Raw genomic sequence first — 21870 nt, 5'->3', positions numbered from 1 at the left:
CAAAATTTTGACCGTCCTCTAAATGAAAAAGGCACACAAGAAAAAAAATGATAACAATCGCTACAAATAATATTAGAGAAGACCATTTTGGATGATTAATAAGAAATCGTTTCATAGTATCTCTACCCTAATGTGTCAAAATAAGACTCTCCCTATTCTAAACAACTTATAACCATTCATATTTATCACTTACTTCATCTGATAGGTTGAATCTATAACCTTTTTTACTTCTTCTTCGCCAAAAGAAAGCCCTTTATTTTTAGCCCATAAGGAAAAATGGTGTAAAGAAGTTACCGTTTTTTCAGTGCCCTTTTCTTTTCTAAGCCAAAGTGCATGTGCTACTTTTTCAGGCGTTATTGTTTTGGTCTTTATTTTCAAGTCCGTTAACAAACCAGGGCAAGTGTTTTTCATGCGTTCAAAATGAGTTTCTTGCTTTATCAATTCTGCAAGAGCAGATATGGCAATGAGACGCATAGACTTTAATTCTTCAATTAAAGATAAGGGGCTAATTTTCATTGCTTCTACAAGCGCATCTCGATCCTGTGTTTTTATCATTTGCACAAAAATAGGTTGTGAACCATTTTGAGTATAAAATATAGTATAGGGGAAAACTTTTTTGTATTGAAAAATTTCATCTTCAGTCTCTTTTATAATTAAACAAAGATCACCAATGTCATAATTAATTTTCCCACTATCATTGTTAAGCATATATTTATCTCCTAATTGGAATTCACCAATGCACCTGCATGATGCAATTATAATCGTATAGATATTATTATATTCATGCCACACAAAATACCAGCAACTCGACTAACTTTCAATAAGTCTTTGAGTTGACACAATTAGATGAACACGCTCGCTCTTCCAGCTGTCGGATTGATGCAGCACTATTTTTTTGCGATTTCATATCATTACTTCCAGGTAGGGGGCTATTGTTTTTCGTGCATCATAAGAGGATTGCTCTTTTATGGTATATGCAAAATAACCCGCCGAGAGCAGTACTATACCTGTAAATGCAAAATTGGCTAAGGTGGTATAGGTCAGAATGAAAAATGACGCCAACCATAAAGCCATCACTATCAGAGCTGCTAATAGAATATTTTTAAATGAATATTCGTAGACGGCATAATCTTTTATCTGATATTTAATAATGCCCAAAACAAAGACTAGTAATCCCAATAGTTGCTAATAAATGACACAGGCCATCCAAAATAGAAGGTCAATTGGTTTGGAAAAGTACAGCCAAAAATGATCCCTGTGGTGATGCCCATATAAAAAATGGTAAACCCATTTTCTGCTTACAGGCCTAGGGCCTTGAATTTAAACCATGCGCACTTCGCTGCTCGCTTTCGCTCGGCATAGAGCTTTGTCCAGATGCCTGCCTTGGTGCAAAACCTGCGTAATAATCAGGCCGTTCTGAATACAGGGTTCTAAGATGCAATTTTCTTATTTCATCAGCTCGCGGTTCTGGCATGTACCATCTTCCTTTCAAGTCACAATAGAAATTCTCAATAAGCCAGGCACCACAGCTTGAGCCATCGGGTTGTTGCATGCAGTTGGGTGGAATGGTTAATTCGTCTTCCTTTCCAATGAAATTATTTTCTCTCAGTTGCCGGCATATCTCTTCGTATCTCGCATCCTCGCGGTAGTCAAAATTCTCACCGCGGTTACTGTCGAAATAACTGACTTTAACAATGGCTTTGTTCTGTATATCAATACGTAACCCCACCCAATGCTGATGGTCTTGAATGGGAATGAGCAGGGTTTCTGAATCTTCCAGTGGCTCATGTTCCAAATAATCAAGCAAAACATTCGCGATGTTATTGCCTGACATATTTAATTGTGCGCAGGCAAGGACAGAAACTCCGGGTAAAGACGGCTGCCGAATCAATAACTGTTTTATGCGCGCAGCCAGAACAGCTTGTATATCTTCTGTCTCATAGAAATAGTTGCAATTGATTCTAACTCTTGCAAAACCTGTTGCTCCCTCAGGTCTTGCGGGTTTTTCCCGCACTGGCTCTTGCGGGGGAGGGGAGTCAATTCGTCTTAAAGTGCGTGGGCGTTTTTGAAAAAAAGAAACTGGAGTGACCACTGGCGCCGCTTCTGGAACCGGTCTGGGTAATTTATCCAGCTCAATCTGGACCTTGGCCAATGCGGCTTCTATCAGAGGACGAGCACGGGTATGTTTGAAATGATTTTTAAGGGCTCGTTTTAAAAAGATTTTTTGCAAAACTAATAATTGAGAAGCCTCATTCAGATTTTTATCGCGCCGTGCCGCTAACTCGTCATTAAGCATTAAAACAGCCTTATGGTCCCTGTAATATTGAAACTCAAAGGTCACTATTTTTACAAATCGAGCCAATTCAGTGAGTGAGTTGAAATTTTGAATAATCAAGGGAATGCAGGCGGTGCTTTTTACCAGCTCAAAGCGTTTTTTTATAGAGCAGGCATCAAATAAGGCTAATAAATAATCCGCATTGTTAATGCGGTTTATGAGAGGATTCAGAACCTCTTCTTCAAGGGAAAAAAACGCAAATACAAGATCTTCGGAATTAGTAAAGGGAATAGGTTCATGTGTTGAGCTGTCATTGCTTTCCCCTTGTGTCAGGCGTACTCTTCTAAATTTTCGTACATATACCTTATCCTCAATGCCAAGTAAGGCGCATAATTCCGCTTTTTTGTTATTAGAGATAGCGGTGTAAAGATCAATACCTGGTCTATCAGGGATATTGATTTTCTCCGCTGTTTTTGTAGAAGTTGAATTCAATTTTCTTCCTGTCTTCGGCAGGAGGATATCTCCTTCCTCTCCCGCCGTTTCATTATCAACTTCCGAATGAAAATCATTGCCCGGTGTCTGCCAGAGGATTTCGCCTCTTTCAAGCTCACTCGCTTCTATTTCTGTATTAGCTGGCCTTATTTCTACGGAGGATCTTGTCTCTTGTCTGGAAAATGGCATGCCTGGAGCTGCTAAACGAACCATTTGGCTCGAAGGGATTTTTAACTGCTTTTGCATTATGTTCAGTAAAGAAGGCAGGTTTTTTAAATTGTCAGCCAGTGCTTCTACAAGATCCTGATGTTCCTCATCTAAACCCGGATAAGGAGGTATGCAATCAAGAGCCTTCAGGAAGCAGGGGAGATAGTTTCTATCCTTGTGAGCCAGTAATTTTACAGAATCAAGAAACTCCAAAGCATCTTCTATCTCCATGTTATCCGTAAGCACGATCCCCTCGGCCAATGGAAGCAATAACTCTTTACTGAAATCATGACAGGTTTCAGAAATCTGTGCTAATTCAGAAAAAATAGAAATAGCTTCGCCGCGATCAGCCTCATAATTAATATGCTGGCTTATCTTCTTTTTAATTAAAAGCGCGTTTAACCAGGCACCCTCCCATTGACTGATGCTTCCCTGGATGAGAAGTTCATTCACCATACTTAGTGCGACCCCCAATTGTTTAGGTGTGTAATCCTTTAAGAGTTCAGTAACTATCTTTTTGAGAAAGCCAAGCGGAATTTTTCCCTCAAAACTTCCTTTTTTTAATACTTCTTGCAGATTCACCAAAATGGACACATAGGAATGAGCAGGATTTTCATCAGGAACTGTATTCTTTTCAAGAAAGGGGGTGATGAATGCAATTAATGGGGCCAGAGGTAAACAGCCAGATAGCATATTATCTCTGGATAAAAAACCCAGAGCGACCATGCCTTGAGAAATCCTTTGCAGGGTTTTTTGCTTCAGGAAATAGGGGTAAATTTCATTAAGACTAATTCGGCCCTGAATTCGGCCATTATCCGATAATAATCCGACGCCAAAAATTGCCAATCCCAGGCTGTCATCATTACCGGAGATTGTTTTCAGGCATTTCATTAAATCAGCAGCTGTGGCCCGCCCCAGAATATGCCCCTGGAACGATAGCGTACCCAGATAATAAACATAATTACCAATATATCGGTCATATTCTGTATAAACCAGAAATTCCTTCAATACATGAATGAGATCTGACATTTCAAAACGATCAGTCAGGCATTCATAATCACCTAATGTTTTTAGGTTAAATATGATAAAACTCCGACTTTTTTTTCCGAAATTATCTTTAGTGTCGGCGTTATATCTGTTGCTTCTGCTAAGAGTAAAATGTTTTAAACAATTACTGATTAGAAGCGCACTCACCTCGCCAGAAAGAGAATTATTCTTTTTAAGACTCTTGAGTAATTCACAAAGGGCCGAGGTAATAATTGTATTATCCGAGCGTTTGACCACTAATGGAAAAATTTTTTCCAAGCTGCCTGCTTGCAGTTGGCCGTGTATTTTTTTATGTTCGTTGAGCTGCGATATCCCCATAATACAGCCTTTTAACGCTCGGTAGTCAGCATCTAGCCTGACTGCTTTGAGCACAACCTGTTCAATTAAATTGGCAGGGATGTTCTGGTCAAGAACTTGGTATAATGTCGATCCCAGGCAAGACAATATAGTGGTTAATGAATATGCAGTTGATTTCTCTTCACGGAGCATACTATTCAGTATTTTGACAATAATCGCTGTAGGGAAGGTCTTTATTGGATAACCACGGCTAACAAGCTCACGTAAATTGGAAATAAAGCGGGACAAATTTGTAGAAACGGCAGTTTTTTCAAAGTGAAGCTTAAGAAGATCGGGGGTTGTTCTCAGGATATTTTCAATATTCGCTAAGTTCTCTGACACATCTGAAACAGAGCGTCTTTCCATTGCTGAAGGTGTTTTTTTAACCAGCTCGTCAATACTACTGAATAGCTGCTCAATAGAGTATTGATTGGTTGAACTGGAATCACTATCCGTTCTTTGTCGTTTTCGAGAGCTCTGCTCTATAGGGCTGTGGCGTCGTTTATTATTCGATGATTCTGAACCTGGCATTTTAGATTCCCTGGCATATTTATACTAATTTTAACAAAGTGCGCATTATTTGCCAGATGTGTCAATTGAATAAAGCGCTATGAGGCCTTGGACTAAAGCTGAGGAAAAATGGTATCGTGATCCATATCCCTTCATAATGTGATTATGTTTTTTATTTGGGTATAATTGGTTAAAAGTAAAATTACCAGTAACTCTCCAGGTACGTCATCCTGAGCGTCATGTACGTCATCCTGAGCATAGCGAAGGATCTCAAACTGCTTAGAGCTGAGCCCGATTCAGGAGATCCTTCACTGCGTTCAGGATGACGTTGAGAGGATTAGATTGAAGTTACATTACCAGAACGCCAAAAGGGGATTAATAATAGATAAAAATTCTGTTCATTTTAAGGCTGTTATTGAATCTCACCTGATATTCAAAATAAAAGGAACAGCAAGACTACTATTCGATACCTGGACTGCGTATGCCAGAGAACGGTATTCTGATTATTTATTCCAGGCTAAAGATGAAGTGCTGGTTCATGACTTGATAATTGCTTTTGCTAAAGGTTTGGAATTTGTCTCGCGGAATGAGAATAAAACTAAACGCAGTCAGCCAGAATGGTCTGTTGGAGTTGTTTTAGATACGGCTTCAGTCGCTTTGCACACTCACTGGTCTCAAGAGTACATTTATAAGCAAACTCATGAGTATAAAGACTTATGCTTCCTGACAACGCTTTCTCAGTTTTTGAAAGTAGATGCAATATCCGTTGGGAAAATAGAGGCACTTTACAGGCATAAATTGAATAAGGAAATCAATAATAGCGAACAGAAGTTAGAGAAGAAAGAGAAAATTGTTGATTTAAATCAATTTAAAAAAAGTAAGAAGTCTGGCGATTTTTTTAAGAAAAATCTGATTGATTATTTGGATTCATTGTATTACGAAAAACATTTTCTGATATTTGGCGATATTCTTAAAAATAAATCCAGCCTAAATTTAGAAAATTTTTTTAATTATGATGAAATTAAAAGTCTTATTGACAGAGTTTCCTAGTTTTTGCTTTCAAGGAGCTTTCAGCCCTATAACTGCAAGCTGACTGCCTGGGAATCATTGGGTTGTATTGAGTTACTCATCATTGTATTAAAAAGGATTTTAATGAAAAAGTTTTCAAGCCTCATGATTTTGATTTTAGTGGCTTTACAGGTCTTTCCTGGCAAAGTATGTTTTTCATTCCCATTAGAAATTAAAGGACAAAAGCAAACTGCTGTTTTGAATAAAGCAGAGCTGCAGACTTTAAAGCTGGAAACGCTGGAGATGGACTATAGCCGCGCCTATCCTAATAGAAAGATGAAGTATCAAACAGTTAGGCTATGTGATTTATTAGATAAATATCAAATAAGTCCTGACAACATTTTAGAGTTTGTCGCAAACGATCAATTTTCTGTTTTAATTCCAGCTCGTCTAATCTTAAATTGTCAAAAGAATGCTTCTATTGCTTATCTGGCTATTGAACCCGATAAAAAATGGCCTGTTCTATTTAATCATACGAATACCACAGCTGGCCCCTATGCGGTCATTTGGACAGATCCCGAACTTTCTTATATTTCAGATGAGTACTGGGCATGGAGTGTGGTCCAAATCATTGAGCATCAGCGTATTAATGAATCGATTGTTATTTCTGCTCCTGCTCGCATACCGCAAAAAATAAAAACAAGAGTTTTAAATGGATACAATATTTACGTTAGTCATTGCTCATCCTGCCATACGTTAAAACATATTGGGAAAGCGACAATAGGCCCAGATCTCATATATCCTAAGACCATCTTTGAGTATTATCCTGACATAAATCAACTGAAACAATTTATACGAAATCCGGATTCTGTGCGAAAGCTCCCGAATTCCCGCATGAGTGGTTCTAGTTATGTGGGTTTAAAAGATGACGATCTGGACGATTTAATTGATTATTTTAAGTTTATTGCTAAAGGCAATAATCCAGGCGTTTAGCATTAATTGAAGGGGAGTGCACCCATCTCCCCTTGAAAACTTAAAGTGATGAAGGATCTTTGTCTTTAATCTTTAGCCAATTATTATTCGCTTTATTTATATAATCTTTAGTATTTTTACTCCAGATCCCCTGTACTCTTGTATTAAGATTCAAATAAAGCTTTCCATCAACGATGGCCCACGCCAGGGGATCGCTGGGTATTTTTTTGCCTACCGAAGTACCAAAAGCACACCAACCGCCATATTGAGGCAGGTATTTTTCAGGATTTCCAGTAAACATTTTCTTATGCTCATCACTGGCAAACAAGTAATTCAATCCGTCATAAAAAACCACATGATCGCCATTACCTTTGACAGGCTTTTTATCCGTAAAATACCCTACTACATCATAGCCTTGCACTGCCACACCAAAATCAGCGGCTTCAGAAAAGGCGGCAGATTGCGCTACAAAAAAAGATAGCAAAACACCCAGCAATCGGGTTTTGAAAAGTCGCATAATAAACTCCTGTCATTCTATTTTTTAATTGCAGTCACTTTGAAATTAATAGTTACTTCGTCCTTTACTTCATCGGTGCTTGACCACTCGCCCTGTCCTACTCCAAAAGCGATTCGTTTAATTCCAGTGCTTCCATTAACAACCCCCTTGTCAGGATTAGGCTGCTCTCCTGTAAACGATAAGACAACCGGCTGTGTTTTATCGCGAATGGTCAACATTCCTTTTGCCTGATAAGCGTTTTCACCTGTTTTCTCAATTTGGGTGGATTTAAACTCAGCCTTGGGGAAAAGCTTGGCATTAAACCAATCCGTAGTAATCAATGTCGCTTTTAACTCAGCATAGGAAGCACTGATGGAGCTAATATCGACAATAATGTCAATGCTGCTATTTTTTAAGTCAGCAGGGTCAACCAGGATTGTGCCGGAGAAATGCTTGAATTCCCCTGAAACTGGCGCTCCATTCTGAGTAGCGGTAAAGATCAACTGACTTTCAGCCGGAACAATCTCCCAGGAAGGCGGGGCTGCCTTTACTGACAGAGGTATCATAGCCAAACAAAGCCATGGCCACTTCCTTTTTTCAATAATCATGAAATCATCCTCCTTAATACATTGTCCCGATTAATAAAATGGTGCTTTAGAGCAGCACTGGCATGAAGAATAATCGTCACAATCAATCCATACCCCAGCCACTCATGAACAAGTTCATAGAACTGCCGCTGTTCTTCATCAGGCACAATGAGATTCGGTAAAGTAAATAAGCCAAAAAATGAAGCAGGCAAGCCGGCTGCGGAAGTAATAAGCCAGCCGGTAATGGGCATAGCGAACATGAAGCCATAAAAAGCCCAGTGCACAAGCCGCGCGGCAATAATTTCATATCGCGGTAATGATAGTTCAGGACTAATATTAATTATCCTCCAGCACAATCTGACTATCACCAAAGCGAGCGCCAATAAGCCGTATTCTTTATGCCAACCATAGAGTTTCAGTTTTTGCAGGCTGATAGGCAGTTCTACCATATAAATACCCATGATCAGCAAGCCTATGATTAGAATCGCCATAATCCAATGAAACAAAATAGCAATCAGACCAAAATGATCGTTACTGTTTTTGAGCAGCATTGTTATCTCCCGGAGTATCAGGCTGATAGGCTTCTGCACCAATTTCAATGCTGACATCATCACCCAGATCAGGCAATAAGGTTTTGATACCAAAATCTGAGCGCTTCAATTCAGTGGTCGCGACAAAACCGGCAGTCATTCGGTCATTAATAGGGTTTTTCCCAACCTTATTAAGCGTAACAGCCAGCGTTATTGGCTTGCTCACCCCGTGCACTGTGAGTATTCCGTGCACATTAGCGCTATTCTTACCCGTCATTTCCACCTTGTCGCTAACAAAAACGGCTGTAGGATAACGTTTCACATCAAAAAACAATTGGCCCTGGAGATGCTTATCTAATTCCGGTATTCCAGTAATAAATTTGGCGACATCAATTGTGGCTTCAACCTTACTGTTCTGAGGGTTCTCTTTATCCAGAATCACAAATCCGTTCACATACCATTTGCCTGTCTGGGTAGAAAAACCTAAATGTTTAATTCGCCATGAAACATAGCTATGCTGATTATCGAGTGTCCATTTTTCTGCCGCATGAAGGGGAAAGCAGGCTAGCAATGCTATCATCATCACCAGCAACTGGCGAAAGAGAACCGTTATTATCATCATTAACTCCCTTGATTATTCTTATTTTGACAAAAACGCCTGCATCTAACTGGCTGGTTTTGTCTCTGATTTAAGGCTCCCGCCAACCAATTTGTCACAGAGACCTTTGGGCATAAGTACGAATGCGTCGGGTTGACTATCCTTGGTGGCAGATCCTGCGCAAGAGGAGGTTGCTGTAGAGCAATCATTCATACCTGCTTTTACAATGCCATAGCATTTTTCATTAGACCCTGAGTCGGTGTTATCTGAGGCTGCAATGGCGCAGTGGCTGGAAGACAGCACTAAAAAAGCTGTAATTGCTGATTGCACAAGCTTGTCTTTATTAATCATTGTAAATATCCTTATTATTGAAATGAAATATCGGTAATAAATCCTGACTGAATCCAGTTTTTTAAAAGAGAAGCAGCTCGCATGCCAATTCCATCTTCATCATGCCATTGACATAAACCTTCACAGAGTTTCCCAAACGATAATCCCTTTAATGTATTGTCAAGGGCCCAGGCTTCATCATCTGCAAGTAAATAAAAGCGATTCATATACTCATGGCGCCACAATACCCAAGGCACTGGTTTAAGGCTCTTGTTCATCGTCGGTAGCTCCTGACCGTTAGCCAATGCTTCCCAGAGGTCAACCACATTCCATGAAAAATTCATGCGGTTTAGTGAGGGATGGGCTTTCAGAATCATGCCTTCCCATAATTCGGTTGGAATCGCTGCCATCTGATCTAACTGAAATACAGGGTTATCCGCGGCATCGAAGGCAAGCCTCATATTCCATTCGAATTGCGCAAGTTCGGCGATAAACGGCTCTCGATAATAACTCTCTAAAAAAGACGCCAGTTTATCCCCATACCAGCGAATGGAACAGTAGGTAGATGGATAAGAGGCCAGATAATCCAGGAACATTTGATGGAAGACCTCATTCCCTAAACAAGTCTTGAGATGAGGGAAGTTGCTGGCCATTGCCTCTTCCAGGCGTGCCTGATAGGCATCACGATATATCTGCAGACGGGTCTTCGCGCATGCAAGCGGGGTATTCACAATCGCCTGTTCAATGTCCAAATCCCCAAAATGTAAATAATTCTGGAAATCACGTTGTAATTGTTCCCAGTTAGTCATGAGCAAAGCTCCTGCATAGCAAGGCTGGCAATCTCTTTGGCCCTCCCAAGCTCGGTCAATAAATCTGCTAATGGTGGGATATGGTTATCACGCTCAATCATGGTTGATACTGAGCCAAATCGTTGCACGGCTTTTTCGTATAGTTCCCAGACCGGGTCAATTACGGATTCATCGTGGGTATCTATCAGATAATTGCCGCAGTTTGAATGCCCGGCTAAATGAATCTGGATGATTTTCTCCGGCGGCAGTGCATTCAAATAATCCATGGGATCAAAACCATGATTAATGGCACTCACATAGACATTATTCACATCGAGCAACATATAACAACCGGATTGTCTCAGGATACTGGTGATAAACTCCCATTCCGTCATCTCTGATTGCTTATAACCAAGATAACTGGAGACATTTTCTATTAGAAATGGTTTCTTCAGGTAATCCTGAATCTGTGTCAGTCGTGACACGATATGCAAAATTATTTCTTTAGTGTAGGGTACAGGCAGCAAATCGTGCATATTCAAACCATTCACACCTGTCCAGGAAAGATGGTCGGATATCCAGACTGGTTCGATGCGGGAAGCCAGCTCCTTCACCTGTTTAAGATAATCCCATTGAATTGGATCGCTGCTGCCTAATGACAGAGAGACTCCATGCATAACCATAGGATAGTGTTCGCGAATTTTGTCAAGATAATACAAAGGCTTTCCGCCTGGAATGAGATAATTCTCGCTGATGATTTCAAACCAGTCTATGTCAGGTAAATAATTCAATATGTCTTCATAATGTTGCGTTCGCAAGCCTAAACCGAAGCCCAAGTATGGCCGCTTTTCAGGCTGTATATTGTAAACATTCATAAGTTCAATAACTCAATAAATTGGGTCAAACGCATCCTGCATCTGACCACATTAAACAGTATCATGGAAGTATTCCATTGTAAATGGATTGCGATGCGCTGGCTTTCTAATTGCAGGGTCAGGTGTTTGGTAAAAAATTCTTGTTTAGCCAATCAGAAATGGCATCTTTGCTGTTTTCAATAATGGTGAGTACATGCTGATACAGCGGCTCTAATAACTCACGCTCTCCTGATTTCCAATATTGGTCAAAGTATTGACAGGCCATTTTTAGTTGAGTTGTGCCGACATACACCGCGCCGCCTTTAATCTTGTGTATCAGCTGCTGAGTTTTATCCCAGTTTCCTTGCTGATGAGCAAGTACCAATTGCTCGGTATCGACTGGCAGGGATTCAGACAGCATGAACTTAAGCATTTCAGAGAGACTGTCAATATCGTTTAAGGTCTTTAATCCTTCCTCAATATCTAACAGAGGGAACTCGGAAAGCTGAAACCAATGTTCCTGTGGGTTAAGGGTTGATATATTATTTTGCTTTTCTGCCAGAGTTTCTGCTTTTGACCTGCGGCCAGGAATAAATGTATCCAGCATATCCTCACAGTTTTTTATTGTCAGCGGTTTGCTAAGTACAGCATTCATGCCAGCTTCAATACAGCGTTTTTTGCTTTCATCACCCACATGGGCGGTTAGTGCAATGATCGGGACATGTGTTTTTTTTGCTAATTCCTGGACACGGATTTGATGAGTTACTTCATAACCATCCAGATCTGGTAAGCCGATGTCCATTAAAATTACATCATAATGGTCATCCTTCCAGAGATCGATCGCCGCTCTTCCTGATTCTGCAATTTCTGCCTCGCAGTTTAATTTTGATAAAATGGAGCGGGCAGCTGTCTGTGCAATGGCATTGTCTTCCACAACCAGAACGCGAAAACGATGATTAGTAGTAACGGCAGACTTTATTTGCTGAGCATAAGTCGTTTCATTGGCCCGATCAATCATTGCGCCGAATGTACTATCCACTCCAAATTCATCCTCCAGAAGGGGCTTTTGCAGAGGGATAAAGCAGGTGAAACAGGTGCCTTTCAGAGGCTCGCTTTCTACATAAATTTCGCCATTGAGTTCATCAATGAATTGTTTCACCACGGCCAAACCCAGGCCAGCTCCTTTATAGATCCCCTGATAGGATGGGGTAAGCCGCTTGAATTGCACATAAATTTCTTCCTGCTTATCCTTGGGAATACCTATCCCGGAATCTTCGACGGTGAGTTTAATGACCAGTTTCTGTTCGTCGCATTTGGCAAGACAGACGGACAGTTTGACAAAACCCTTATCTGTGAAATTCAAGGCATTAGCCAATAGCTCTAAGGCGACTCGGTGAAGCCGCACCTTATCACCAATCACATATTTTGGCAGGGATGAATCAAAATGCATGGAAAGAGACAATTTTTTCTGTGCAGCTTTGGCACGATTTAATCTAATCACATGCTCCAGCACCTCAAAAAGATTGAACTTTTTCTTAAGTTTGGGAATTTCGCCTGAACTCACGCGAACGGCTTCAAGGACTTCATCGAGCAGCTCTAATAGAGCGTGGCTGGAAGCGACCAAATTCTCCGCATACTCCTGAACATTATTGGAATCAGGCTCCATCTTCAACAGGTCGGCAAAGCCTACAATGCCAGTCAATGGGGTGCGAATGTCATGCCGCATATTTTCCATAAACTCATTTTTTGATTGATTGGCGGCTTCCGCACGTTCTTTGGCTTCCTTAAGTGCCTGTTCCAATTGTTTTCGCTCAGTGATATCAATTGAAATCCCAACCACGCCAATGATTTCTTTTTTGTCATCAAAAAGCGGAACCCGATGGGTTAGAAAATGAATAATACGCCCATCGCTGTGGGGAATGGGTGGCTCCTCAATGTTTAATTTGGGAAGGCCTGTGGCAATAACTTCAAGTGTGTCCTTTTTAAAAGATTGAGCTGCATCATCACTCCATCGTCCGATAGTGCGCATTTCATCGAAACTCAAGCCTTTGAATTCATCAATAGAGTCTAAGCCGAACATGTTTAAAACATTCTTGTTACAGCCCACTGCGCGTCCCTCTTTATCAAGCCAATACACGTTGCCTGGCATGCAGCCGATAATGGTTTCATAATAACGGATGACTTTTTCAAGAACTTCTTCAACGCTATGATTCTGGCGATGGTCAATGCTTAAGAGTTGCTCTATCTCACCTAGTTGCGTTTCAGGGCTAATACTTGAATTTTTCATCAGCAGGTCCTTTTATCAATCTCTTATCTCAATTTTAGTGTTTCAAAACTGGTTTTGCTTCGGGGAGCAGTGATTGCAAGTCCAGGGGGCCAGATAACTCGTCGGCAGTTTTTTCTTTGGGGCTGTTGGATGCGGATTGTGCGAAAAAGCCGAGATTGCGAGCGGCATGATGGGCGAGTTTCTGATTAGAGATTAAACCAGATAAGGTTTGCAGGCAGCAGGCGAAATAAAACAGTAAGCCTTTGGTGTTTGGCGAGTAGGTTATCACCGGTTCCATACCGGTTATATTAACAGCAGGAGAATAGGGATTCTGGTCTTTCTGAAAGTGTTTCTCGAATTGAGTATGCAAGGTTTCATAATGTAACTGGATTTGTTTTTCGGATAATGGAAGCAAAGAACAGGTTTCATAGGGTTTTTGATTTCTGGCAGATGCCGCAATAAACACTGCATTGGCTAATTTGAAGAGATCTTCTAATGTCTCTGGCAGTGTTTCCTGGGCTTTTAAAGCATCTTGCCAGACTTGCTTATGTAAAGGATTTATTTCATTTTCAGCTAAGCGATTCAGGCATAGTTTAACGAATGATTTTTCTCTTTCATACGGGTTTTGAGTGGCAAAAAAACTACTTAGACTTAATTGGCTGGATAGTGAGGCCGATGGATTCTCTGAGTTTAATTCCTGCAAAAGGTTGTCAAACGGAGATTGAAAAATGACTTTGATTCCTTGCTGAGAGGCGACTTGGCTCAGCTGTTTCTGGTAAAAAGTTTTTCGTTCCAAAATCAGTTTAATGAATTCGCCAAAGGCTTGATCGGTAATTTGTTGATGGAAGGAGAGTTTGATTCCAAATAAAAGATAATCATAAACAGGCAAATGATAATGTATTGTAATATCTGCATTGGGCTTGGCGAGTGATTTCATTAACAGACAGTTCTTCTCGAACTCATTTAACAATATTAGCTCAAAGGGATTACTGGTCTTATCCTGGGCGTTATCCAGAGGGTTGTCGTGGCGAACCGCGGTAATCCTAGCACCAGGCTCCAGGCGAATCTGATGATTCATCAGCTCAATCTCTTCTCCTTTATCGGGCACAGCCCGAAGGCTCGCTCCAAACATACATCCGGCTGTAACAAATTGACTAAACCCATTAAATTGCTGAAAAGGAGAGGATGACTTACCTAACCAGGGGTAAACATAGGTGCCAAAGGTTTCTTGCTGATTTTTAAAAAGAAGGGGTAAAAATATTTCATCCCGTCGTTGTTTATTAAACAGCACAGCGGGTTTCTCAGGCAGTGGCAAAAGATTCTGCGAGCCTGAGGTATGAGTTAGTGCTGCCAATAAGCCCTGGGTTTTTTTAACAGCACGGGCGTTCGGGCTGGGTAATCTTTTATCGTTTTGTTCCTGGTGAAAACAAAATTCACGATTGTTGATAACGAAACTCTGCGCTTCCGGGGAAACGGATTTATCCTCCGTGTGCGGTGTAACGACTAATAGCCCCCGTTTAAAAAACTCAGGATTGAGATATAAATCCGCATACTGTAGCCAGAATGGCATTCCATTATTTTCCTTAATTTCTCTTTTTTCTTCCATTGCGACTGAACCATTTCAATTAAGCATTGACATATTTATGCTTAGTTTAGCTTAAATTGAGGCTGTCATTAATAATTTTATGCAATGTGATTGAATAGTGATTAAATTTTGCTTTTGGAATTATCGTAGGTTGAGCCCTTGGCTTAATGGTGCTGCCCTAGGATAGTTACCTACGTCCCTCGGACAAGCCCTGAGGGCTCCCCTTATTTTTTCATTCAAAAAATACGTACCCTATCAGGTCAAAATGACTTTAAATAGTGTCGTTTCCGCGTAGGCGGAAATCCATCTTGCAAACAAAGTTAGGAATTACCTTGAGAAATAGATTCCCGCCTACGCGGGAACGACACGATAATAGACCTGTTTGAGCAATGTTAAGCCATCCGCTGACTACATAAAAAATGAGGAGATCCCTCAGGGACAAGCCGAGGGACGTAGGAGTATGGGTAAAGCCCTTAAGTAAGTGCCCTACCAAGGGCCCACCTACAAGTGATTGCCGGATTCCCTTGACTTAATGGCAGGGGCTAATAGGAAGACCTGGACTTTGTCATAAGTAAGAATGAATTTAGTCAGATATGATAAAAAATCAGTAGGATGATTTATGTTAGAGCAAAGCATCAGGAGTGGAAAACCTGATGCTTTGTTTATGAAGAATTAAGCGTGTACTGTCAAACTAATATAGGGTCCACGAAAGCCGAAGTCATTGGTTTCAAGCCCATTAATGCGCTGAATACCATCAAAAGCGATTGTTCCTCTGATTGTATCCAATGCATTGAGGAATTCATTAACCTGATAACCCGCTTCCAGAGTTAAATTGGCAGCATTTGAGAATGCATAAGAATAATTAGCACCCACTTTTGCTGTTATACTGCTTACGACTCTGTCCTGTTTTGGCCAGCTAAACCCGAAGTTTGTACCTGCCAGACTTACGTAGGAGTTTGTTTTGCTTTGCCCAGCTAACAAACCATAATCAAAATAGCCTACCAGTCCAACTCCATAGGCCAGCATATAATTTCCCTCGATACTGACCATTGGGCCTGCACCGTCATATTTGCTAATCATATTACCAGGAGCAGCAAAGGTAAGAGAGTGTTTCAGCTCAGCATAGCGGACACCTACTGAAGGCCGTATTGAGAAATTATGATTTACATCGGTATATTTTCTTCCAACTTTCAGATCAACCTGATCAACTTCGTATTTTAAATAAGCGTCGCTTACAAAACCGAAGGATGGAGGAACGGTTGCATCAGGAAATAAAATACTGCCAAATCCAATGGATCCATTTGAGAAATCATTGATTGCATGTGTTTTATTTTCTAAAAACAGATAGTTGGCTTCGATATTATTGGCAGACATAGGGAAATCGTATCCCAGTTTGACATTCCCTGCCCAACGATGCGGGGGGTTAAAGGGTGTGCTTCTGGCTGTAAAACCGCCTGGGCTATTAAATAACCAGCTATCAGTGACCATGCCAATTCCAGTTTCACTGGGTTTTACATAAAAAGCTGTTCCACCAATATAGAAACCACCAGGTGCATCAACAGCACAAAGTACTGATGTACATCCTGCCTCACCCATGGTTCCCGCAAAGGCAGTTCCTGAGGCGTATATACTTGCTAAAAGCAAAGATAAATATTTTTTTCTATACATCATTATTTCTAAATCCTTTTATTTCGTGACGCTGAATATAGCGGGATTTACTATATAAAAAATATAACTATTTCGCAAATCCTAAAATAACGTAGCATCATGTTTTCTGGTTTAGCTGCGCTTTTTAACTCGCAAGCGGGAAAACACTTTTTATGGTAAGCTCGGCAATAGTATAAAATAGAGCAGATTATGATTAAAGTCGGACAGTATAATAAGTTAAGGGTTATCAAAGAGGTTGCTTTTGGTGTGTATCTGGATGCCTATGATTGGGGAGAGGTTTTATTACCCAGAAAATATGTGCCCAAAGACACCGCTTTGGGTGATCTGGTAGAGGTTTTTATCTATTTTGACTCCGACGATCGAATGATTGCCACTACCTCCAGACCTGCTATTCTGGTAGGTAGTTGTGCGCTTTTGAAAGTGATTGATGTAAATCGCGTCGGCGCATTTCTTGATTGGGGGCTGGATAAGGATTTGCTTGTTCCGGTTCCTGAACAACAGCGTCCGATGGAAAAAAATAAATCCTATCTGGTCTATGCAAAACTGGATAATCAGGGACGAATAATTGCAAGCTCCAAACTGGATCGCTTTTTAGAAAAAAATCCTGGTCAGTTCACGCGTGGTGAAGAAGTGGATTTATTAATTGCGGATACCAGTCCTCTTGGTCGAAAAGTGATTATTAATAATCGTCATTGGGGGCTTATTCATTCTTCAGATATTTTCCAGCCTTTGCAGTATGGTAAAAGAACCCGTGGCTATATCAAAACAGTGCGCGATGATGGCAAAATCGATGTTGTTCTGAGGAAAATGGGGCAGGAAAATATTCTTGACCTTTCGCAGCGAATTCTGAGTGATTTAAGAAAAAATGGAGGCTTTTTACCTCTGCACGACAAGAGTACTTCTCTCGAAATAATGAGAGCGTTTAACGAGAGTAAAAAAAGCTTTAAAAGCGCCATTGGCCAGCTTTATAAACGTGGAGAAATTATTATCGAATCGAATGGTATTCGTCTTGTAGACAAGCCTAAATAATCAAATAGCTTATCTTCTTTCTTCCAGCCAATCATTAATCGCTCGAATACTCTCCGTAATGACCGCTGCGGCCTGCTGATAAAGAGGCTCCAGTAATTTTCTTTGGCCTGACTTCCAGTAGCGTTCCAGATATTGACAGGCCATTTTGATACGAAGAGCTCCCACGTAGACTGCGCCGCCTTTTATCTTATGAGCCAGTTGCTGCGTTTTCTCCCAATTTCCCTGATTATGCGCTTCCTTCATCAAAAGAAAGTCCTGAGGCAGGGAGTCTTTCACCATGAAGCTAAGCATATCGGCGAGTTGACTCTCCGTTCCATTGGTTTTTAGACCTTCTTCAAGATCTAGCAGTGGGAACGCATTCAGTTTGAACAGATGCGATTCGATTTGAGGCAGGTCGGAACGATAGCTATTTTCAGCGCCATTCTCAGGGGCATGACGTCCTGGAATAAAGGCAATGACAATATCAGAGCAATTTTTAGCGGTTAAAGGTTTGGTGAGTACTGCGTTCATCCCTGCATCAATACAGCGTTTTTTATTTTCATCACCCGCATGAGCTGTCAGAGCAATAATTGGCGTATGTGTTTTTTTAGTTAATTCATGGACACGAATGGCATGCGTTACTTCGTAACCGTCAATATCAGGTAAGCCGATGTCCATTAAGATTAAATCATAGTGCTGCGTTTTCCAGAGTTCCAACGCTTTTATTCCATTTTCGGCGATATCTACAGTGCATTGAAGCTTGGTAAGAAGCGATTTAGCCGCATGCTGGGCGATAATATTATCCTCGACCACAAGTACCCGATGTTCGAGAGATTGAACAAAAGGGCCGGGCGGTTTAATTTGCTGTGCATAGGTTGTCTCGTAGAGCTCATCTTCCGCTGTTGATGAATACTCTTCAATTCCCAAATCGTCATCAAGCAGCGGCTCTTGCAGCGGAATAATACAGGTAAAGCAGGAGCCTATCCGCGGTTCACTGGTAACATAAATTTCACCATTTAATTCGTCCACAAATTGTTTGACTACCGATAGCCCTAAACCTGCGCCCTTATAAATGCCTTGATAGGAAGGGGTAAGGCGTTTGAATTGAACATAGATTTCCTGCTGTTTATCTTTGGGGATGCCAATCCCTGAGTCTTCAATGGCCAATTTTATTACCAGCTGTTGCCCCTGACGTTTGGCAAGCAGCGCCGTTAACTTCACAAATCCCGTGTCCGTAAAGTTTAAAGCATTCGCTACTAACTCAAGGACAATCCGATGAATTCGCACCTTATCGCCAATCACATAACGCGGTATCGACTTATCAAAATCCAAAGAGAGCGATAAACTTTTTTGCGCGGCGCGGGCACGGTTCAGTTTTATCACGTGTTCTAAAGAATGCCGCAGGTCGAATTTTTTCTTCAGCTTTGGAATTTCTCCCGAGCTTACGCGAATCGCTTCCAGTACTTCATCCATCAGCTCAAGCAGCGCATGACTGGAGGCAATTAAGTTATCGGCATATTCATGAATATGAGGGGTATTGGAGTCCATCTTGAGTAAATCAGCAAATCCAACAATTCCAGTCAGGGGCGTTCGAATATCATGGCGCATGTTCTCAAGGAACTCGGTTTTGGCTTTATTGGCTTCTTCGGCCATCTCTTTGGAGCGCCTCAGGTCATCTTCCATTTTTTTGCGCTCGGTTATATCGACTGAGAACCCCAGAAGGCCGACAATTTCTCCACTGCGATTACGAATAGGTTGCTTTTGCGTCAGAAAAACCCGCTGCTCGCCTTGCGCGGTTGTGACCAGGTCCTCAAGCGTTAGTGAGGTTCCATCCTGCATTACTTTCCTATCAATCTCATCGATTTTCCTGGCAGCTTCATAATCTGTTATTATTTCATAAATTGTTTTACCTATGAAACCTTGTCCATTATGATCAAACAGGGCGATTTGATTGGTATTTGCCCCCATATAAACGCCTTCTTTGTTTTTCCAGAAAATGTAATTAAAAGGCATGCTATTAAAGAGCAATTCGAGAATTTCTAACTTCTGAGTCGGATTCATCCGTTGCGTTCATCAGATTAACATACGTCTAGTATAGATTGATTTGGATGTTAGTTGAACAACAATAGTGAGCTGTGATCGATGATATCGGTGGGCCAGCGATGAGAAAAATGCATTTTCTGAAAAAATATTGTACATTGTGTATTTAATTTGATATCATGATTGTTCAGGATACTCTACGCCTCGAGGGAAAATGACCGTTAATGTTTTTCTATACAATGTGGTTCCTGTCAAAGCCGATTTGACAGCGCTTAATAACAGGCCCGATACCCCATTTATCCTGATTGGAAGCCAATATTGTTTAAGTCATCTTTCCGCTGAGAATAAAGCGCTTTTTGATGAAATTCATCCTGTTCATAACAGGAGCTTTCATCAAATTCATTATCAGGAAGCAGAGCACATCGTATTGAGCCTTATTAAACGTTATGGCGCAGAAAATTTACGGCTCTTATCCAATGAAGACAGTACCCAATTGGTCTGTGCGCAATTAAGAGAGCAGTATGGTATCCCTGGGAACTCTCTTGCCCAGGTATTGCCTTATGTAAATAAGCTGGTGTCAAAGAATAAACTTCAGGGGCGGCTGAGAATTCCCCGGTTTACCCCTTTTGAGAAAAAAGCCTATCAGACTGACGCAGAACTTTACATCAATGAAGTGGTCCAGTCTATCGGCTTTCCAATGTTTATCAAGCCGATTGATTTAGTCAGCAGCATCGATACATTTCATGTTACCGATAGGGACAGCTTGCGAGCAGTATTTGAAAAGATAGCGGAAAAGCCCTGGGATTTTGAAATTGATGAATTCATTGAAGGCGAACTGTTCCATTGTGATGTAATTGTTCGTGAAAATCGCAGCGAGTTTTTTATGGCGGGTCAATATGCCTGGCCACTGGCACGGTTTTCCAAAGGCTCGCCTATGGGGAGCATTCCAGTAAACGATGATAGCCTGCTTTCCCGTTTAAAAGATTTCACTGAAAGGGTTTTAAACTCGCTTGGCCGTTTTTCATCGGCATTTCATATTGAAGTATTTAAGCATAGTCAAACTGGAGAATTAATATTTCTGGAAGCAGCTGCAAGAACGCCAGGCGCAATGGTTCCTGACATGTACAAAATGATCATGGGCAAGCATCTGGAGGAGTTGCATTATCACGTCCAATTATTTCCTGAGCAGGAATTAACAATTGGGAAGCCGCAAACGCTTGCGGGCTGGATCACTTTTCCGAAAATTGAAGGTACTTTGAGTGAAATTAAAAGACCTGAACTCCCTGTTAATTATCAATTTCTAAGTTTTGTCAAGAATGGGGATTCGATGGAGCAGGCCTCAAGCTTACTGGACAGTGCCTGCAGCATTCTGTTCTGGGACCAGTGTTATCAGAACATAAGCAATACATTTAATTATCTAAGATATTTTAACCCATTAACAATATCCACCAGCGAGCTTTATCTGCCTGGAAACGATTAATGGGTTCACTGAGCTAACTATTTTGGCATTCTCGGTGAGCTTGATTCTTCACTTGGAAAGAAGCCAACTATCTCTATAGGTTGTTTCTTATATCTCTTCAGTTCGGCTGCAAGGGATTTTATTTGTGTTTGCAGAGAGGCTTGCTGATGAAGAGCTTCATTGATTGTGTTTTTTGCTTCTTCTATTTTTGCTTTTATCCGCGTACTTTCAAAGGGCACCTTGGAAAAACACTCTATCGCTTCCAAAAAACGGCGTTTTTCAAAAAACTGATCGCCGGCAACCAGTAATAAATCACATCCATATCCCCAATCAATACATGTTAATGTTTTTTTAAGTGCCTCTACATACTGTTCCTCTTTAATTAACTTCTCAATATCAGTCAAAGCCTCGTCAGTAGTTCGATACATTTTATTCTGAATAAAGCCTTTAATTTTCTGCACTTCATCAGGGGCGAATGGAAGCTTATCAAGAATAACCTGCAACTTTTGTTCACATTGCTGTTCTGTTATGTAAGCAAAAATCAGCTTTGACTCATCGTCAATAGAGAGAAAATTCTCTTCATTATTAAACCAGGATGAGATCTCCTCTTCTCTGGTTTTCTTGAGTGTTTCAGGGCTGTCTGACCAAGATCGTGGGATCCTCAGGCTCAGGTTACACACTGTTTTTTTTTCATATTTTGTATTTTCATATTCTGTAATACAAATATTCACTTGATTAATAAAATCATGATGAGGGATATCGATTAAGCACCTGAATCTCACATAATAACCTGGATTTGACTCATATTTAAATT

Annotated in this window: 19 protein-coding genes; 4 read left to right on the top strand and 15 right to left on the bottom strand. The window is 40.8% G+C overall.

Translation table 11 applies throughout. The features are described 5' to 3' along the window. Positions 1–189: 189 nt before the first annotated feature. The 3 genes from E1O89_RS06125 to E1O89_RS06115 all read right to left on the bottom strand — a co-directional run bounded on the left by E1O89_RS06125 (position 190) and on the right by E1O89_RS06115 (position 4888). Complete coding sequence (locus E1O89_RS06125) at positions 190–708, bottom strand: hypothetical protein (protein ID WP_133139388.1); 519 nt, start codon at positions 706–708, stop codon at positions 190–192. A gap of 195 nt (positions 709–903) precedes the next feature. Then, positions 904–1179 carry a hypothetical protein gene (locus tag E1O89_RS06120; protein ID WP_133139387.1) on the bottom strand — a complete coding sequence of 92 codons (276 nt, stop codon included), beginning with the start codon at positions 1177–1179 and terminating at the stop codon, positions 904–906. A 127-nt stretch (positions 1180–1306) separates the two neighbouring features. Continuing rightward, positions 1307–4888 carry a Ulp1 family isopeptidase gene (locus E1O89_RS06115; protein WP_133139386.1) on the bottom strand — a complete coding sequence of 1194 codons (3582 nt, stop codon included), beginning with the start codon at positions 4886–4888 and terminating at the stop codon, positions 1307–1309. A 507-nt stretch (positions 4889–5395) separates the two neighbouring features. Here E1O89_RS06115 and E1O89_RS06110 point away from each other — a divergent pair. Beyond that, the gene (locus E1O89_RS06110) at positions 5396–5917 is read left to right on the top strand and encodes a hypothetical protein (protein WP_133139385.1); all 522 of its coding nucleotides are present in this window, start codon (positions 5396–5398) and stop codon (positions 5915–5917) included. A gap of 102 nt (positions 5918–6019) precedes the next feature. Beyond that, positions 6020–6868, top strand: coding sequence for a c-type cytochrome (locus tag E1O89_RS06105; RefSeq protein WP_133139384.1), 849 nt, complete (start codon positions 6020–6022; stop codon positions 6866–6868). Between the two features lie 40 nt (positions 6869–6908). Here E1O89_RS06105 and E1O89_RS06100 read toward each other — a convergent pair whose 3' ends face one another. The 10 genes from E1O89_RS06100 to E1O89_RS06055 form a co-directional block, all read right to left on the bottom strand. Beyond that, positions 6909–7364, bottom strand: a complete 456-nt coding sequence (locus E1O89_RS06100) for a YHS domain-containing (seleno)protein (RefSeq protein WP_133139383.1) — start codon at positions 7362–7364, stop codon at positions 6909–6911. Positions 7365–7381: 17 nt separating this feature from the next. Next, complete coding sequence (locus tag E1O89_RS06095) at positions 7382–7951, bottom strand: YceI family protein (RefSeq protein ID WP_133139382.1); 570 nt, start codon at positions 7949–7951, stop codon at positions 7382–7384. Further along, positions 7948–8481: a cytochrome b gene (locus E1O89_RS06090; protein WP_133139381.1), complete on the bottom strand. Its 534-nt coding sequence runs from the start codon at positions 8479–8481 to the stop codon at positions 7948–7950. The genes E1O89_RS06095 and E1O89_RS06090 overlap by 4 nt, the downstream gene beginning before the upstream one ends. After that, the gene (locus tag E1O89_RS06085) at positions 8462–9043 is read right to left on the bottom strand and encodes a YceI family protein (RefSeq protein WP_262337442.1); all 582 of its coding nucleotides are present in this window, start codon (positions 9041–9043) and stop codon (positions 8462–8464) included. Before E1O89_RS06085 ends, E1O89_RS06090 begins: the two co-directional genes overlap by 20 nt. Positions 9044–9124: 81 nt before the next feature. After that, positions 9125–9409 (bottom strand): DUF2282 domain-containing protein, encoded by a 285-nt coding sequence (locus E1O89_RS06080; RefSeq protein WP_133139380.1) that lies wholly within the window; start codon positions 9407–9409, stop codon positions 9125–9127. Positions 9410–9423: 14 nt separating this feature from the next. Continuing rightward, on the bottom strand, positions 9424–10197 hold the full coding sequence (locus E1O89_RS06075; RefSeq protein WP_133139379.1) for a DUF2063 domain-containing protein: 774 nt from the start codon (positions 10195–10197) through the stop codon (positions 9424–9426). Further along, positions 10194–11051 carry a DUF692 domain-containing protein gene (locus tag E1O89_RS06070; protein WP_133139378.1) on the bottom strand — a complete coding sequence of 286 codons (858 nt, stop codon included), beginning with the start codon at positions 11049–11051 and terminating at the stop codon, positions 10194–10196. The genes E1O89_RS06075 and E1O89_RS06070 overlap by 4 nt, the downstream gene beginning before the upstream one ends. Before the next feature lie 118 nt (positions 11052–11169). Then, on the bottom strand, positions 11170–13317 hold the full coding sequence (locus tag E1O89_RS06065) for a response regulator (protein ID WP_133139377.1): 2148 nt from the start codon (positions 13315–13317) through the stop codon (positions 11170–11172). 34 nt (positions 13318–13351) lie between these two features. Next, entirely contained in the window at positions 13352–14902 is a 1551-nt protein-coding gene (locus E1O89_RS06060) for a hypothetical protein (protein WP_133139376.1), read from the bottom strand. A 651-nt stretch (positions 14903–15553) separates the two neighbouring features. After that, positions 15554–16552 carry an Lpg1974 family pore-forming outer membrane protein gene (locus tag E1O89_RS06055; protein WP_262337423.1) on the bottom strand — a complete coding sequence of 333 codons (999 nt, stop codon included), beginning with the start codon at positions 16550–16552 and terminating at the stop codon, positions 15554–15556. Positions 16553–16738: 186 nt separating this feature from the next. Between E1O89_RS06055 and E1O89_RS06050 the strand changes: the two genes are divergently transcribed. Beyond that, positions 16739–17578, top strand: a complete 840-nt coding sequence (locus tag E1O89_RS06050) for a S1 RNA-binding domain-containing protein (RefSeq protein WP_133139375.1) — start codon at positions 16739–16741, stop codon at positions 17576–17578. Positions 17579–17587: 9 nt separating this feature from the next. Here the strand turns inward: E1O89_RS06050 and E1O89_RS06045 are convergent, their stop codons facing one another. Further along, entirely contained in the window at positions 17588–19618 is a 2031-nt protein-coding gene (locus E1O89_RS06045; RefSeq protein WP_133139374.1) for a response regulator, read from the bottom strand. 193 nt (positions 19619–19811) lie between these two features. Between E1O89_RS06045 and E1O89_RS06040 the strand changes: the two genes are divergently transcribed. Continuing rightward, a complete protein-coding gene (locus tag E1O89_RS06040; protein WP_133139373.1) occupies positions 19812–21077 on the top strand; it encodes an acetyl-CoA carboxylase biotin carboxylase subunit family protein in 1266 nt (421 codons plus the stop codon). Between the two features lie 17 nt (positions 21078–21094). Here E1O89_RS06040 and E1O89_RS06035 read toward each other — a convergent pair whose 3' ends face one another. After that, positions 21095–21838 carry a hypothetical protein gene (locus E1O89_RS06035; RefSeq protein WP_133139372.1) on the bottom strand — a complete coding sequence of 248 codons (744 nt, stop codon included), beginning with the start codon at positions 21836–21838 and terminating at the stop codon, positions 21095–21097. Between the last annotated feature and the right edge of the window lie 32 nt (positions 21839–21870).

Source organism: Legionella genomosp. 1 (assembly GCF_900640215.1).
In the GTDB taxonomy this organism is placed as follows: domain Bacteria; phylum Pseudomonadota; class Gammaproteobacteria; order Legionellales; family Legionellaceae; genus Legionella_C; species Legionella_C quinlivanii_A.
The sequence above is the reverse complement of the archived record's forward strand: the minus strand, read 5'-3'. Positions and strand labels throughout refer to the sequence as shown.

Excerpts from the sequence above, each read along its gene's own strand:
- E1O89_RS06125 (WP_133139388.1), bottom strand. The coding sequence starts at position 708 with ATGCTTAACAATGATAGTGGGAAAATTAATTATGACATTGGTGATCTT.
- E1O89_RS06115 (WP_133139386.1), bottom strand. The coding sequence starts at position 4,888 with ATGCCAGGTTCAGAATCATCGAATAATAAACGACGCCACAGCCCTATA.
- E1O89_RS06105 (WP_133139384.1), top strand. The coding sequence starts at position 6,020 with ATGAAAAAGTTTTCAAGCCTCATGATTTTGATTTTAGTGGCTTTACAG.
- E1O89_RS06100 (WP_133139383.1), bottom strand. The coding sequence starts at position 7,364 with ATGCGACTTTTCAAAACCCGATTGCTGGGTGTTTTGCTATCTTTTTTT.
- E1O89_RS06095 (WP_133139382.1), bottom strand. The coding sequence starts at position 7,951 with ATGATTATTGAAAAAAGGAAGTGGCCATGGCTTTGTTTGGCTATGATA.
- E1O89_RS06090 (WP_133139381.1), bottom strand. The coding sequence starts at position 8,481 with ATGCTGCTCAAAAACAGTAACGATCATTTTGGTCTGATTGCTATTTTG.
- E1O89_RS06085 (WP_262337442.1), bottom strand. The coding sequence starts at position 9,043 with ATGATGATAGCATTGCTAGCCTGCTTTCCCCTTCATGCGGCAGAAAAA.
- E1O89_RS06080 (WP_133139380.1), bottom strand. The coding sequence starts at position 9,409 with ATGATTAATAAAGACAAGCTTGTGCAATCAGCAATTACAGCTTTTTTA.
- E1O89_RS06075 (WP_133139379.1), bottom strand. The coding sequence starts at position 10,197 with ATGACTAACTGGGAACAATTACAACGTGATTTCCAGAATTATTTACAT.
- E1O89_RS06070 (WP_133139378.1), bottom strand. The coding sequence starts at position 11,051 with ATGAATGTTTACAATATACAGCCTGAAAAGCGGCCATACTTGGGCTTC.
- E1O89_RS06065 (WP_133139377.1), bottom strand. The coding sequence starts at position 13,317 with ATGAAAAATTCAAGTATTAGCCCTGAAACGCAACTAGGTGAGATAGAG.
- E1O89_RS06060 (WP_133139376.1), bottom strand. The coding sequence starts at position 14,902 with ATGGAAGAAAAAAGAGAAATTAAGGAAAATAATGGAATGCCATTCTGG.
- E1O89_RS06055 (WP_262337423.1), bottom strand. The coding sequence starts at position 16,552 with ATGATGTATAGAAAAAAATATTTATCTTTGCTTTTAGCAAGTATATAC.
- E1O89_RS06050 (WP_133139375.1), top strand. The coding sequence starts at position 16,739 with ATGATTAAAGTCGGACAGTATAATAAGTTAAGGGTTATCAAAGAGGTT.
- E1O89_RS06045 (WP_133139374.1), bottom strand. The coding sequence starts at position 19,618 with ATGAATCCGACTCAGAAGTTAGAAATTCTCGAATTGCTCTTTAATAGC.
- E1O89_RS06040 (WP_133139373.1), top strand. The coding sequence starts at position 19,812 with ATGACCGTTAATGTTTTTCTATACAATGTGGTTCCTGTCAAAGCCGAT.